This is a genomic window from Colwellia polaris (genome assembly GCF_002104515.1).
GTDB classification, from domain to species: domain Bacteria; phylum Pseudomonadota; class Gammaproteobacteria; order Enterobacterales; family Alteromonadaceae; genus Cognaticolwellia; species Cognaticolwellia polaris.
In genome coordinates this window covers 181700-196455 of record NZ_NBOE01000005.1, presented here as the reverse complement: position 1 = coordinate 196455, position 14756 = coordinate 181700, and the positions used below count along the sequence as shown (strand labels likewise).

General features: G+C 36.9%; 10 protein-coding genes. 3 read left to right on the top strand and 7 right to left on the bottom strand.

The genetic code is table 11. The features are described from left to right. Positions 1 to 187 precede the first annotated feature (187 nt). The 3 genes from B6A32_RS10540 to B6A32_RS10530 all read right to left on the bottom strand — a co-directional run bounded on the left by B6A32_RS10540 (position 188) and on the right by B6A32_RS10530 (position 3537). On the bottom strand, positions 188 to 1618 hold the full coding sequence (locus B6A32_RS10540) for an alkaline phosphatase (protein ID WP_085303722.1): 1431 nt from the start codon (positions 1616 to 1618) through the stop codon (positions 188 to 190). Between the two features lie 75 nt (positions 1619 to 1693). Next, complete coding sequence (locus B6A32_RS10535) at positions 1694 to 2896, bottom strand: endonuclease/exonuclease/phosphatase family protein (protein ID WP_085303720.1); 1203 nt, start codon at positions 2894 to 2896, stop codon at positions 1694 to 1696. Between the two features lie 8 nt (positions 2897 to 2904). Further along, the gene (locus B6A32_RS10530) at positions 2905 to 3537 is read right to left on the bottom strand and encodes a TetR/AcrR family transcriptional regulator (RefSeq protein WP_085303718.1); all 633 of its coding nucleotides are present in this window, start codon (positions 3535 to 3537) and stop codon (positions 2905 to 2907) included. Positions 3538 to 4210: 673 nt separating this feature from the next. On the opposite strand from B6A32_RS10530, the gene B6A32_RS10525 reads away from it, so the two are divergent. From B6A32_RS10525 to deoA, 3 genes are all read left to right on the top strand, one after another. Beyond that, the gene (locus tag B6A32_RS10525) at positions 4211 to 7387 is read left to right on the top strand and encodes a TonB-dependent receptor (protein WP_085303716.1); all 3177 of its coding nucleotides are present in this window, start codon (positions 4211 to 4213) and stop codon (positions 7385 to 7387) included. Positions 7388 to 7541: 154 nt separating this feature from the next. Continuing rightward, complete coding sequence (locus B6A32_RS10520; protein WP_233131383.1) at positions 7542 to 7991, top strand: cytidine deaminase; 450 nt, start codon at positions 7542 to 7544, stop codon at positions 7989 to 7991. A 12-nt stretch (positions 7992 to 8003) separates the two neighbouring features. Beyond that, positions 8004 to 9320 carry a thymidine phosphorylase gene (deoA, locus tag B6A32_RS10515; RefSeq protein ID WP_085303713.1) on the top strand — a complete coding sequence of 439 codons (1317 nt, stop codon included), beginning with the start codon at positions 8004 to 8006 and terminating at the stop codon, positions 9318 to 9320. A gap of 174 nt (positions 9321 to 9494) precedes the next feature. On the opposite strand, the gene yfaE is transcribed toward deoA, so the two are convergent. The 4 genes from yfaE to B6A32_RS10495 form a co-directional block, all read right to left on the bottom strand. Further along, positions 9495 to 9749 carry a class I ribonucleotide reductase maintenance protein YfaE gene (gene yfaE / locus B6A32_RS10510; RefSeq protein WP_085303711.1) on the bottom strand — a complete coding sequence of 85 codons (255 nt, stop codon included), beginning with the start codon at positions 9747 to 9749 and terminating at the stop codon, positions 9495 to 9497. Between the two features lie 5 nt (positions 9750 to 9754). Next, positions 9755 to 10885 (bottom strand): class Ia ribonucleoside-diphosphate reductase subunit beta, encoded by a 1131-nt coding sequence (gene nrdB, locus B6A32_RS10505; RefSeq protein WP_085303709.1) that lies wholly within the window; start codon positions 10883 to 10885, stop codon positions 9755 to 9757. A gap of 140 nt (positions 10886 to 11025) precedes the next feature. Continuing rightward, positions 11026 to 13296 (bottom strand): class 1a ribonucleoside-diphosphate reductase subunit alpha, encoded by a 2271-nt coding sequence (gene nrdA, locus B6A32_RS10500; protein WP_085303707.1) that lies wholly within the window; start codon positions 13294 to 13296, stop codon positions 11026 to 11028. Positions 13297 to 14035: 739 nt separating this feature from the next. Then, positions 14036 to 14716: an HAD family hydrolase gene (locus B6A32_RS10495; RefSeq protein ID WP_085303705.1), complete on the bottom strand. Its 681-nt coding sequence runs from the start codon at positions 14714 to 14716 to the stop codon at positions 14036 to 14038. Between the last annotated feature and the right edge of the window lie 40 nt (positions 14717 to 14756).

Below are 14756 nucleotides of genomic sequence, written 5' to 3'. Positions count from 1 at the left end.
TATTGTGTGGTAAGTCGTTTAAGGTTAATCATTTAAGCTTTAATCATTTAAGCTTAATAAACAAAAACGCCGAGTGAATTACTCGACGTTTTTAACTTGATTCAATATTAGCGTTTAATGATTAATTTCTATATAACTGTATTAAAAAATCATGCATTTTGGCTGCCTATGGCTAACGAATACTAAGTTATTTCTTACCTAGCAAGGTAAATATTTTCTTAGCAATATCGGTGTTATCTTGAAAGCCATTGAAGTTTTCACTACCTTTACCAAAAGCGAATACGGGGACATCAACGCCAGTATGCGTTCCTGATGGGCTAATTGATCCCCAGCCAGTATTCGTTTTTATATCAATGATTTTGGTCATTACGTTAAGTACAGATTGATAAGCTCTTGGCGCTCTTTTGCCCTTTTTCTCGGCAGCAGATAATTGGTTGAATTGCGTCATAATATCTAGGTCGATAACCTTTGCTGCTTTTAAGTTAGCTAAGTCAGCTTCGGTAATATCAAAAGTCATGAATTCATTAATTTTTTCTATGCTTAAATCATTTTCAACAAACTTACTCGCCATTGTTTGTGGTGACATAGTCATGGCTCTAATAAATTCAGGTCGCCACAAGTATTTACTATTAATGTTTGGGTCTGTGCGTGCTGTTTTTTTACCAATAGTTAAACCACCAGTACTATGGTCTGCCGTGATCACTACTAATGTATCTGGGTTATCTGCTACATAAGTTTCAAGGTATTCAATGGTTTTTGCTAAGTCGTCCATTTCTGCCATTGCCGCAGCAATATCTCGCGCGTGTCCGGCGTAATCTACTTGGCTTCCTTCAACTAGCATGAAATAACCATGCTTGTTTTCTAATTGCTTGGTAGCTGCTTTGGTCATCATTGATAAACGGTGTTTGTTGGTATCGTCTAATGCCCAAGGTAAATTGGTTTTATCAAATAACCCTAATACCGGCTTATCGTTAGGAATAGAGTCTATTTCGCTATATTTATCGATGTAATGAAAACCAGAACCAATAAACTCGTCAACTAAGTTTCTATCTTTACGGATAAAATATTTCCAGCCGCCACCTAAATATAGATCTGCTTTTATACCGTCATCAATATAGCTGTCAGCGATAGCGTTATAGTTATAACGATGTTCGTTATGAGCTAAGTACGAAGCAGGAGTTGCGTGATTTATTTGTACGGTAACAACAACGCCGGTTTTCTTGCCTTGTTTTTTTGCATATTCTAAAACGGTTTCAACCGGCAATCTGTTTATATCTAAGCCTATCGAATTATTGTAAGTTTTTATGCCGGTAGATAACGCTGTAGCGCTTGCTGCTGAGTCGGTAATATAGCCAGATTCAGGATCAGGGTGGGTGCTACTGGTACCTGTGAAATTGCGATCAAACACAGTTTTTTCAATTTCAGGAGTATTTGGGTTGTCGTTATAATAACGATAAGCTGTGGTAAAAGCTGGTCCCATGCCATCACCGACAACCATGATAATATTCTTGGGCATATTATCTGCCGCGCTGGTGTTTAATTTGGTTGGTGCCGCTTGAAGTTGACTACAAGACATGATTAACAAACTGGTTAATAAGCTTGGAATGAATTTTTTCATATTGATATCCGCTAACTTTATAAGGGTAAAAGGTAAGTGCAACAGCTTAAGTTAAGCTGTTGTTTGTTCATAAATTTATTCTTTAAATGCTACATCGACCCAAACTAGTCGGTGATCTGATGAAGCAGCACGGTCTTTAATTAATCTAAACTCAGCTTCTTTGACTGTGGGCCAAAAAATACCCGAGTTAATGACCTGTAGTTGCTGTTTAGCAGGTAATACGTAATCGGCACGCATGCCCCAATAGGCTGTGTGATATTTTGCGTTAGGGTTGTCCTTTTTGTGAAGTTTTCCGCCTTCACTAAAAGGTGTAGGATCATTGACACGTGCATGGGAAATTAAGCTTTGAATACCAGATTTAATCGCATCTCCATCGACAGCATCAGCATTTAAATCGCCTAAGATAACAAAGGCTTTATTTTCGCTAAGGCCACCATATTGGGTTTTGTCGTCGTAAATATAGCTGGCGGCACTTGGGGTTAAGTAATCAATCCAAAAACGTATTTCATCAAAGTTTCTTTTTCCGTTGCGATCTTCAGGTCCGTCAAACACGGGTGGAGTGGGGTGGCTTGCTAAAATATGCAACTCTTCTCCGTTAACATTTAAAGGAATATCCCAGTGAGATTTAGAAGATAGGCGATAGTTGTTCCAGGCTTTTTCATTAAACCATGGTGCTTTTGTTTCTGGATCGATAGGCATCATGGCATTAGGCATATCTCGCCATTTAAATAGCTGAAATGTTCTTATTTTATCTTCTACTATTGGATACTTAGATAATAATGCCATACCAAAGTGTCCGGGAAAAAGTCCATAACCGAAGGCATCGCTGGGTAATTCTCCTATTTTGTTGTCATTATTTAAATCAAAACCTGATGCAACACCGGTGTTGACAGGCCCTTGATAAAAGTAAGGGAAGTTTATAGCGTTCTCACCTTGCTGGCTCTTTGCTAAATATTCACTTAAAAAAAGCTTCAATGATTGATGAGTTTTATCATTTGAGTCAAATTCATTTAACAAAATTATATCAGGATTTACGCGTTGGATTATTTCAGCAATATTTCTAATTTGTTGATGGTTTTGTTTCAATGCTTGCGCTAATTCTTTACCCGTAGGTTTAGCTTCTCTACCTAATTCAGAGGGGAGATAATTTAAAGCTTCCATACTCACATTGAAAGTGGCAATACGTATGGAAGATGTTGTTTTGCTGATTCTTTCTGCCATTACTATCCCTGGGCTTATTAATAAGGACGTTGTTAATAAAAATGTAAATAATTTCATCAAAGTTCCTACTTTAACCCGCAACCACGCAATATAAAGTCAGTTAAAAATTGTGTTACTTGAGTCATATCATCTTCTTCATAATCAGCGCGATTCATTATCGTTAATATCTGTTGTTCAAAATCGGCATAATGTTGAGTTGAAGACCAAATTAAAAAAATAAGCTTTACGGGATCAATATCTTTCATTTCGCCACTATCAATCCATACTTGAAATACTTTCGCTTTTTCACGAACCCATTGACGAAGGTACGTACGTGCAAACTCTTTTAAGTGCAAGGCGCCTTGAATAATCTCCATTGCATAAATTTTAGAGGCTTCTGGATGTTCGAAAGACATTTTAACTTTAGAGGCAATAAACTTTTCAATAGCAACAACAGGGCCGTCCTCAACATCAAGTTCACCGATACCTTGGTCCCAAGTATCAAGTGTTAACTGTAATACAGCATGGTATATATTTTCTTTATTTTTGAAGTAATACAAAACATTAGCTTTAGGTAGCCCTGCGTTATCGGCTATAGACTGAACGGTAGCACCTTTAAAGCCCTGTAATATGAACTCTTTTTGGGCGGCCTTTAAAATTATAGCCTCACTTCTAGCGCGAATGCTTCCTTGCTTTTCATTGCTGTTATTGTTACTCACGTGATTAACCTTTTTATAATTATATTTTTGTTAACGTAATTCTATTAAGCCAATATTACACTTATTCGGTCCATACGAACCTTAGCGTAATCTTGCTATATGTGTTGCCAATTAATCGGGTTGATTATTCTCAAGTAATATAGCCAGGCTCGACAGTTCTTGGTCAGTTTAATTTAAATACATATTTAAGGCACTGTTTTAATACGTTTTGTAGGATTTCACAAGAAAATATACCTACTTATAATTTCATTTTTTGTCATGGTTATATTCTTTACACTAATACAGCCCTTAAAAAATAGAGCTAAAATCATACTTTATTTTATCTTGACCAAACGGTATGTTTTTATCATTTTTTGTTATAATCAATGTCTAATGAGCAGTTTATGGTTATAAGTGTTTTTTTGTTATGTTTAAATTGATTGTTTAAGTTATTGTTATTGAAGTGTTTATTAGGTGCCTCTGTGTTTTTGTATTTTATTTGTTTGTAAAATGTAAATTTTTAAACAAATAGGTGTAAAATTTTGTAATGAAAATGTAATAAAACTCTGTTTTAATTTCACATGCAGAAGCTTATAAAACAATAAAAAGATGAATAATTAGCTAAGTAAAACTTTAAAAAACATTTTAATAAAATATTTACAAAACAAAACACTAACTTATACCAAGGAATATTATGATGAAAACTCATCGTCTCTCACGCATTACTGGCGCAGTTGTACTTGCGTTAGGGTTGTCAACATCAGCTATGGCTGATGATACGTCATCGTCAATTCGTGGCAATATCTTAACTGCAAGCGGTAATGTAGTTACAGATGCAACGATTACCATAGTTCATGAGCCTTCAGGTACTCGTAAAACTTTAAAAGTTAACGATACGGGTAACTTCTCTGCACAAGGTCTTCGTGTTGGTGGTCCATACACGGTAACGATTGACTCTGATATTTATGCTGATAAAAAATTAGAAGGTATTTATATCTCGTTAGGCGATGTATTCCGTCTTAATGAAGTTTTAGACGATGTTAATATTGAACGTATTGCTGTTACAGGTTCTTCAACATTCTTTGACCCGTCAAAAGGTTCATCTAGTGTATTTAGTGGCGACGATTTAACTAAATCAGCTGCTTTCAACCGTGACTTGAAAGACATTGTTCGTCAAAACCCAATGGCTGTTGTTGGTAATGATGGCAATACTTTATCTCTAGCGGGTAGTAACCCAAGATATAACAGTTTGGCTGTTGATGGTGTAAACCTTAATGATGATTTTGGTTTAGCCGGTAATGGTTACCCTACAGAACGTTCACCAATCTCTTTTGATTCAATTGATCAAATCAGTGTTGCCATTGCACCATTTACCGCTAAAGAAGGCGGTTTTTCTGGTGGTAAAGTAAGCGTTGTTACAAAATCAGGTACAAATGAATTCCATGGTTCTATGTTTATAGAACAAGCAAAAGATGCTTGGGCTGGTACTCCTGAAACAGACGATGGCGACAAAATTGATTTAAAATTTGATGAAGAAACTTGGGGTGCTACGTTTGGCGGTCCGATCATTAAAGATAAACTATTTTTCTTCGCATCTTACGAAACTTTTGAATCACCAAGTTCTGTTGACAAAGGTCCTTTAGGATCTGGTGTTGCTAATGAAGTTACTCAAGTATCTCAAGCTGAAGTTGATCGTGTAATTAACATTGCTAGTGACAAATATGGCTATGATGCTGGAAGCTGGGACGATTCTATTCCACTAGAAGATGAAAAGTACTCATTGAAACTAGACTGGAACATCAACGAAGATCATCGTGCAACCTTTACCTATTCACACGGTTCTAGTAACAGTGCGGGTAACCAAGGCTCTGGTAATTCAGATGATTTATACCTTTCTTCTCATTGGTATAACCGTTCGAATGAATTTGATACTTACGTTGCTCAATTATTCTCTTACTGGACTGAAGATTTCTCAACAGAAATTAAAGTTTCAAAAAAAGAATCTGTTAACGGACAAGTTTCACTTGGTGGTTATGAGTTTGGTGAAGTTAAAATTGACACCGTAAACGGTGGCGAAATTATGTTAGGTTCTGATGACAGTCGTCATGCAAATGAACTAACTAATGAAACTTTCCAATTCCGTGCAAGTGGTGAATACTTATACGAAGATCATGCTATTTCTTTTGGTTGGGAATACGAAGAAGTAGAAGTTTATAACATTTTCATGCAACATTACTTAGGTTCATGGTATTTCGATAGCATAGATGACTTTGAAGCAGGTCAAGCTGATTGGTTTGAATACCAAAATAACCCAAGCTTAAACCGTGATGATGCAGCCGCTGAATTTGCCCTTGGTAACCATGCATTATACATTGAAGATAGCTGGGATGTTAATGACTCACTTAACGTAACTTATGGCTTACGTTATGAATTAACTGTAAATGATGATGCTCCTAACTTTAACCAAAGTTTTTATGATCGTTATGGTTTTTCAAACAATGAAAACCTTGATGGTTTAGATGTGTTATTACCTCGTCTAGGCTTTACATGGACTGCAACTGATGATTTAACCATTCGTGGTGGTGCTGGCTTATTTAGTGGCGGCCGACCAAATGTATTTATCTCTAATGCATTTACAAATGATGGCTCAAGAATCGCATTATATCGAAGCTTCGGTGATGATATAGCCGCTAATACTTTCTTACAAAATGCTGATCCAAGTGGTATTCCACAACATGCACAAGATCAAATTGCTCAATCTGAGTTAGGTGGACCAAATTCAAATATTGACGCAATTGATCCAAACTTCGAAGTTCCTACAACATGGCAGTATAGCTTAGCAGCTGATTACGTTGCTGATTTAAGTGATATCGGACTAGGTGATGACTGGCGCATAAGTGGTGAAATTCTTTATAAAGATATTCAGAAAGATATGGCATGGTCTGATCTTTCTCGTACTTTAGATACTTCAAAAGGAAATGGCGGTTTAACTGTTGAAGGTCGTCCAATTTATACTTTTGCTGACGCTGATAGAGATGCACGAGATGTATTATTAACTAATACATCTGGCGGTCATACAATGATTGAGACATTATCAGTAGCTAAAAATTGGAAAAATGGCTTTAAAGCAAACTTTTCATACACGCATTCAACTATTCGTAATCGTGTAGATGCAACCGGTACTTCTTCAAATACGGCATACAACTTTAACCCAGTTATAGATCCTGAGAACCCAACTATTGGTACGTCAGCTTACCAAGTTAAGCATCGTTTAACGTTCAACCTTTCATATAACACTGAAATGTTTGAAGGTTACAACACTGGCATGCACATGTTCTGGGAACGCAAATCAGGTCGTCCATTTAGCTACTTGCTAGGCTACAATAACCGTACTGGTTTATCTGGCGAGTTAGATCTTACTACAGCTAATTTACCTTACATTCCAACAAGTGCTAGCGATGGTGCGGTTGATTTTGCTAACGGTTTAAGCTACGACGAAATTATGGCTGAATTAGCAACGGCTGGTATTAGCTCTGATGGCGGCTACCTTGGTAAGAACGACTATACTGCGCCATGGACAACGACTATGGACTTACGTTTTGAACAAGAAATCCCAGGTTTCTTAGAAGGTCATAAAGGTTTATTCTATATCGACATTAAAAATGCGCTAGCTATTTTTGATGAAGGTGCTGCACGTGTTTACCAATTACCATTTGGTCAATCAGCAACAGAGATATTAGATTATAGTATCAACGATGCGGGTCAATACGTTTATGAATCTGCAAATGTTAGTGAAGGTGAGACACCAGCTAGATTCCAAGATAGAGAGTCTACTTGGAGTATGAAGATTGGTGTTAAATACACTTTCTAATATCTACTAAGTAATACCTTTTTAAAAAGCCAACAGTTATGTTGGCTTTTTTATTTTCACGGTATTGGAAATTGTTTATTGGCACATCATAGCCCGTAATTATTGATTATATAGGTTGCTTTTCCTCTAGTGATTTACTAGGATAGAATATAAGTTGACCACATGGTCAGATAAAGGCTTTTTAATGATGAAGATAGAAGAAAATAAATTATTAACACTCGTTAATGCTGCAAAAGAAGGCTTTGAAAATGCCTATGCGCCCTATAGCAACTTTCATGTGGGTGCTGCTGCGTTAACAGCTAATGGCAAGGTAGTTAAAGGCTGTAATGTTGAAAATGCCTCATACGGCTTAACGGTTTGTGCTGAACGCAATTGTTTAGCACAAGGCGTTATCTCAGGTGAGAAGTCGTTTTCAGCGATAGTTATTTATACCAATCAAGAAAAATTAACGCCACCATGTGGTGCTTGTCGACAAGTTATTGTTGAGTTTTTAGCACCTGACGCACTCGTGATGGCTGTTAACCATAATAATGATAAAAAGCAATGGACAGTTAACGAACTATTACCAGATGCTTTTACACCTAAAGATTTACTGGAAATATAAGGACTCTAGTTAATGTTATTACCTCAAGAAATTATTCGCACCAAACGTAATGGTGGCTCGCTGTCTAAAGAACAAATTCAAAGCTTTGTAGATGGCCTAGTAACAAAAGATTTTAATGATGCTCAAGCTGGCTCAATGGCCATGGCGATTTTCCAACAAGGTATGGAAACACGTGAAATTATTGACTTCACCATGGCGATGAAACAATCAGGCGATGTATTATCTTGGCCTGAATTAGATGGTCCAGTGGTTGATAAGCATTCAACAGGTGGTGTGGGCGATAAAGTGAGCTTTATGCTAGCGGCTATTGTTGCAGCTTGTGGTGCTTACGTACCTATGATTGCAGGTCGTGGCTTAGGCCATACTGGCGGAACAGCCGATAAATTAGAAAGTATTGCAGGCTTTAATGTTCAGCCAAGTATTGCTGAATTTAAAGGGATTGTAAAAGATTTAGGTATGGCGATTATTTCGCAAACCGATAATTTAGCGCCAGCAGATAAACGTTTATACGGTATTCGTGATATTACTGCGACGGTAGAATCTATTCCATTAATCACAGCTTCTATTTTATCTAAAAAGCTAGCAGCAGGGCTTGATAGCTTAGTGATGGATGTAAAAGTTGGTAATGGTGCCATGATGTCAAATATTGACGATGCTAAAGCCTTAGCACAAAGTATTGTTAATGTTGCTAATGGCGCTGGTGTGCCAACACAAGCAATTATTACTGACATGAACCAAGTATTAGGTGCTACTGCAGGTAATGCTTTAGAAATGGCTGAAACCGTTAAATACTTAAACGGCTCGTTACGTGAGCCTCGTTTACATGCTGTTGTTGTTTCATTAGCTAAAGCCATGTTAGTAAGTGCTAAAGTTGCTGACAACGAAGAGCAAGCTTTAACAAAAATTAACCATGCATTATCTTCTGGTGCTGCTGCTGAAAAGTTCAACAAAATGATCCACGCATTAGGTGGGCCAAGCGACTTTATGGAAGATCCATGGCGCTCGATGGAACGTGCAAACTACGTTCAAGATATTATTGCTTCAGATCATGGTTACATTAATGGCATGCAAACTCGTGATATTGGTTTAGCGGTTGTAGGTTTGAAAGGTGGCCGTACAGCCAATGGTCAGCAAATTGATCATACGGTTGGCTTTGACCGTGTATTACCTACCGGCACCCTAGTAAATCGTGGCGATGTGTTAGCACGCGTTCATGCTAAAGATGAAGATGCAGCGCTTAGAGCAAGTCAGCAGTATTTAGCCGCTTTAGATATTGGTGAGAAGCAAGCTGATCAAGTACCTGTTATCTATCAAACTATTACAGGCTAACTTATTAAATAAACAGTCGGTTATAGCCAAAAGCAGCGTTAATACGCTGCTTTTTTTATGTGTAAATATTTTTATCTTAGGTTTTTATCGGCGGTATTTAACATTGTTAACGTTAATAACGTGACTTGTTAAATGAATGTTCAATGATGTTAATTGAGCATGGGATAATGTGAATTATTCAATAACCAATTCAATATCAGAAGTAGGGTAGGAGCAGCAGGTGAGAATTTCATTGTCGCCGATAAAAGCGAGTGGGTATTCGTGGTACTCAACTGTGCCTTTTTTTAAGGTACAACGACATGCACCACAAAAACCATCTCGGCAATGAAAATGTGATTCTATATTTTTTCTTTCTAGGGTGTTCAATATATTTTTATCTTCATCGAGAAACGTTATTTCTTGTTCCTCGATGGTTATACTAAAAGACATAAATACTATAAATCGAAGTCGTCAAAATCATCGCTAGATACAGACGAGTCAACTTGTCCAACTAGGTAGCTTGAAATTTCAGTTTCTTGAGGAGCAACTTGCACGTTATCACTAACCAAATATGAATTCATCCAAGGCAATGGGTTACTTTTCACGTCGTATGGAGCATCGAAACCAATTGCAGCCAAACGCTGATTACTGATGTATTCGATATATTGTTTTAAAATTGCAGCGTTAAGACCGATCATAGAGCCATCTTTAAATAGGTAATCAGCCCATTCTTTTTCTTGATCTACCACGTCCATGAATATTTGTTTGCCTTCTTCACGTAACGTAGTGGCAATTTCTTGCATTTCTGGATCGTCTCTGCCTGACATCCAGTTATTTAACATGTGTTGAGTACCCGTTAAGTGCAAGGCTTCATCACGAGCAATCAGTTTAATAATTTTTGCATTACCTTCTAATAACTCACGTTCAGCGAAGGCGAATGAACAGGCAAAGCTAACATAAAAACGAATCGCTTCTAGGGCATTAACAGAGCATATTGCTAAGAAAAGACGTTCTTTTAGTTTACGTTCGCTAACTTCAATAGTGTTGCCGTCAACTTCATAACTACCAGGGCCTTGAGACTGCAACAACTGTGTAGTGATAATTACGGCATCAAAATATTGGGCGATACTTGAAGCACGCTTTAAAATTGCCGGGTTAACCATAATGTCGTCGAATACTTCACTTGGGTCAGTAAATAAATTACGCAAAATATGCGTGTATGAACGAGAGTGAATGGTTTCACTAAATGCCCAAGTTTCTACCCACGTTTCTACTTCTGGCAGAGACACAAGTGGTAGTAAAACAGCATTTACCGAGCGTGCTGCCATAGAGTCTAATAAGGTTTGATATTTTAAATTAGAAATAAATATGTGTTTTTCAGACTCAGTTAAACTCTGCCAATCGGCACGGTCTTTAGATACATCAATTTCTTCTGGACGCCAAAAGAAGGATAACTGCTTTTCAATCAGTTTTTCAAACGCCATATAGCGTTGTTGATCGTATCGTGCAACATTAACACTGTTCCCCAAAAACATTGGCTCTAACAAAGCATTGTTAGCTGTTTGGTTAAACGTAGTGTACGACATTTATTTCTCCTTGAAATAGTACGCTCATAGGGCAGTATTTCATTACTAAGTGTTGGTTAATCTAGTTGTTATTATGTTTAATTTTTTACAAATTGGCTGGTAAAAAAAGAGGAAAACTTGCTGTTTTCCTCTTGTAGACGTTATATCTTGCACGCACCGCCGGCACAATCGTCTTCAACTTCAATTTGATTGTCGTCAGCGCCATCGCGAGTGTTATGGTAATACATAGTTTTAACACCGAGTTTATAGGCAGTTAACATGTCTTTTAAAACTTGTTTAATGGGTACTTTACCGCCTTCAAATCGCGCAGGATCGTAGTTAGTGTTAGCAGATATAGTTTGGTCAATAAACTTCTGCATTATGCCAACTAATTGCAAGTAGCCTTCGTTATTTGGAATATTCCAAAGTAACTCGTAGTTGTCTTTTAATCGTTGATACTCAGGAACAACTTGTTTTAAAACGCCATCTTTACTTGCTTTAATACTGATTAAACCGCGTGGTGGTTCAATGCCATTAGTTGCATTAGAAATTTGAGATGATGTTTCTGACGGCATTAATGCTGATACTGTTGAGTTTCTAACACCATGCTTTTTAATGCTTGCGCGCAATGATTCCCAATCTAAGTGTAAAGGCTCACCGGTAATGTTATCGATTTCTTTTTTGTAAGTATCGATAGGTAAAATACCTTGTGATAAACGCGTTTCATTAAATTTAGGACAAGCACCTTGTTCAATCGCTAATTCGTTAGATGCTTTTAATAAATGGTATTGAATCGCTTCAAACGTACGATGTGTTAGGTTGTTCGCACTCCCGTTTGAATAGAAAACACCATTTTTGGCTAAGTAGTAAGCGTAGTTAATAACACCTATACCGAGTGTACGACGTCCCATGGTAGCTGTGTGTGCTGCAGGAACAGGGTAGTCTTGGTAATCTAATAAACTATCTAAAGCACGTACGGCTAAGTCTGCTAAACCCGATAACTCGTCTAAGTTGTCGATAGCGCCTAAGTTAAACGCTGACAAAGTACAAAGAGCAATTTCACCGTTTGGATCGTTTACATCTTCCATTGGCTTAGTTGGTAAGGCAATCTCTAAACATAAGTTACTTTGACGTATTGGTGCAACAGTTGGGTCAAAAGGTGAGTGTGTATTACAGTGATCGACATTTTGTAAATAAATTCGACCTGTACTTGCACGCTCTTGAGCAAATAGTGTAAATAACTCAATTGCTTTTATACACTTTTTACGAATTGATTCGTCCGCTTCGTATTTAACGTAAAGCTCTTCAAATTTGTCTTGATCTTCAAAGAATGCGTCGTATAAACCCGGTACATCGCTAGGGCTAAATAAGGTAATTGACTGACCTTTTATTAAACGTTGGTACATAAGCTTATTAAACTGCACGCCGTAATCAAGATGGCGAACGCGGTTTTCTTCAACACCACGGTTATTTTTAAGTACTAATAAACTTTCAACCTCTAAATGCCACAATGGGTAGAATAGCGTAGCTGCGCCGCCACGAACACCACCTTGCGAACAGCTTTTAACGGCTGTTTGAAAGAGTTTGTAAAAAGGAATACAACCGGTATGAAAAGCTTCACCATTTCTAATGGTACTACCTAATGCACGAATTCGACCAGCGTTGATACCAATCCCTGCACGTTGAGAAACATATTTAACGATAGAGCTAGACGTTGCATTAATTGAATCTAAGCTATCGCCACATTCAATTAGTACACATGATGAAAATTGGCGTGTAGGTGTACGTACACCGGCCATAATAGGTGTAGGTAATGAAAGTTTAAAGGTTGAAATAGCGTTGTAAAAACCTTTAACGTATTCTAAACGTGTTTCTTTAGGGTATTTTGCAAACAAACACGCTGCTACTAATATGTAAAGGAATTGCGCGCTTTCATAAATTTCACCCGTTACACGGTTTTGTACAAGATATTTACCTTCTAACTGTTTTACAGCCGCGTAACTAAAATCTAAATCACGTGCGTGATCCATAAAGCTTTCTAGTTGCTCGAATTCTTCAGGCGTGTAATCAGTTAATAAATGTTCATCGTACTTGCCGGCTTCTACTAACTTTATAACATGAGGATATAGCTTTGGTGGCTCAAATTGGCCATAAGCTTTTTTGCGCAAATGAAATATCGCTAAGCGAGCAGCTAGATATTGGTAGTCTGGTGTTTCTTCTGAAATTAAATCAGCAGCTGATTTAATAATGGTCTCATGAATATCAGCAGTTTTAATACCATCGTAAAACTGAATATGTGATTTAAGTTCAACTTGAGATACCGAGACATTGTCTAAGCCGTTAGCAGCCCAAGCAATAACTTTATGGATTTTCTCTAAGTCGATTGGCTCTTTAGAACCGTTGCGTTTTGTAACAAAAAGGTTGTTATTCATGAATGACCTGTAAATCTATTTGTTGTTTTTAATCACCCACAATAGGTAATTAAAATGTTAAATGCCTCAAGATGTCCTTTATACGATATAAGTCGTATATCACTCAATGTGTCCCTGAATGAAAAATGCACTATATCTTGGGGTTTTTAAAAATCTAATCACAAGATAGTGAGGTTTGCCTTACAATGCAAGCGATAAAAAATATCGTTTTTTGGTTGATTTTTTTAGAGTAAAAGATCTGTTAGTAACAACTAACTTAGTAGTGCTTTTTAATTTTGGTTTTTGTAAAACGCAACGGTTATTTTAAATTATTTTTATCGACTAAATTATTTTAAGTTATTTTTTTAGTTTTATATGACTAAAGGTAATATAGGGATTAATATTTATATTTTTCAATTGCTTATGTTTTTAGTTTAGTTATTGAACAGTCAAATTGACGAGTGATTGTTTTATCAACGCTTTAAGATTATCTTTAATACATAATACAAAAGCACTTATTTGCTAGGTTAACGTGTAGTAATAACGTTAAAAACATCATCAAACTAGGAATGTAGTGCTTAGCTCAGAGGTATTAGATAATTGAGCGACTTAGGAAGAGTAAAATAATTAGCCAATGGTATATAAGTTATTGCATTAAACTATGGCATTTAATCAAGCTAAAATAAACCGAAGAAACCAATAAAAATCTAGCCATAAAATATATTAAGACTCGCGTTAAATTGGTTTGTTCTTCTGCATTTTATTGTGTGATAAAGGCAATTAAATCAGTTGGCTTTGCGATAATGTGATCACCTTGCCATGTTTTACAATCTTCACTACTTGCAATGTAGCCCCATTTAGCAACAAAGGTAGCCATTTGTGCGCTATTTCCGGCTTGAATGTCTCGAAGTGCATCGCCAACATAAAAACATTGTTGATGATCTACACCTATTTTTTTACAAGCATATAAAAGTGGCTCAGGATCAGGTTTTCGCAGAGGTAATGTGTCACCAGCTACCATAACCGCACATTGTGTAAATTCAGCATAGTGAGGAAGTAACGTTTTGGTTAACCCTTCAGGTTTGTTGGTTACAATACCCCAAGGTATTTTATTAGTCTCTAAATGCAGCAGTAATTCAGCTACACCAGGATAAAGGCAAGTATGTACGGCGATGTTTTCTTGGTAATAATCTAAAAACTGTTTACGCAATGTTTCATAATTAAACTCTTTAATAGCATCGCCAAAACCAAGAGATAATAAGCCTAAGGCGCCGTCTGAGGCAACAGGTCGATAATCTTTTGCCGCCACTTGCGGTTTATTGTGTTGTGCTAAAACAAAATTTAAAGCTGCGCCTAAATCATCAGCGGTATCTAATAAGGTGCCATCGAGATCAAATAGTACGCTTGCTAAGTTTTGTTTTTTATTGTTTGTTGAAGGCATTAATGCAGCTCTACGTTAAAGGTAAGTTTAAAAGGGAAGG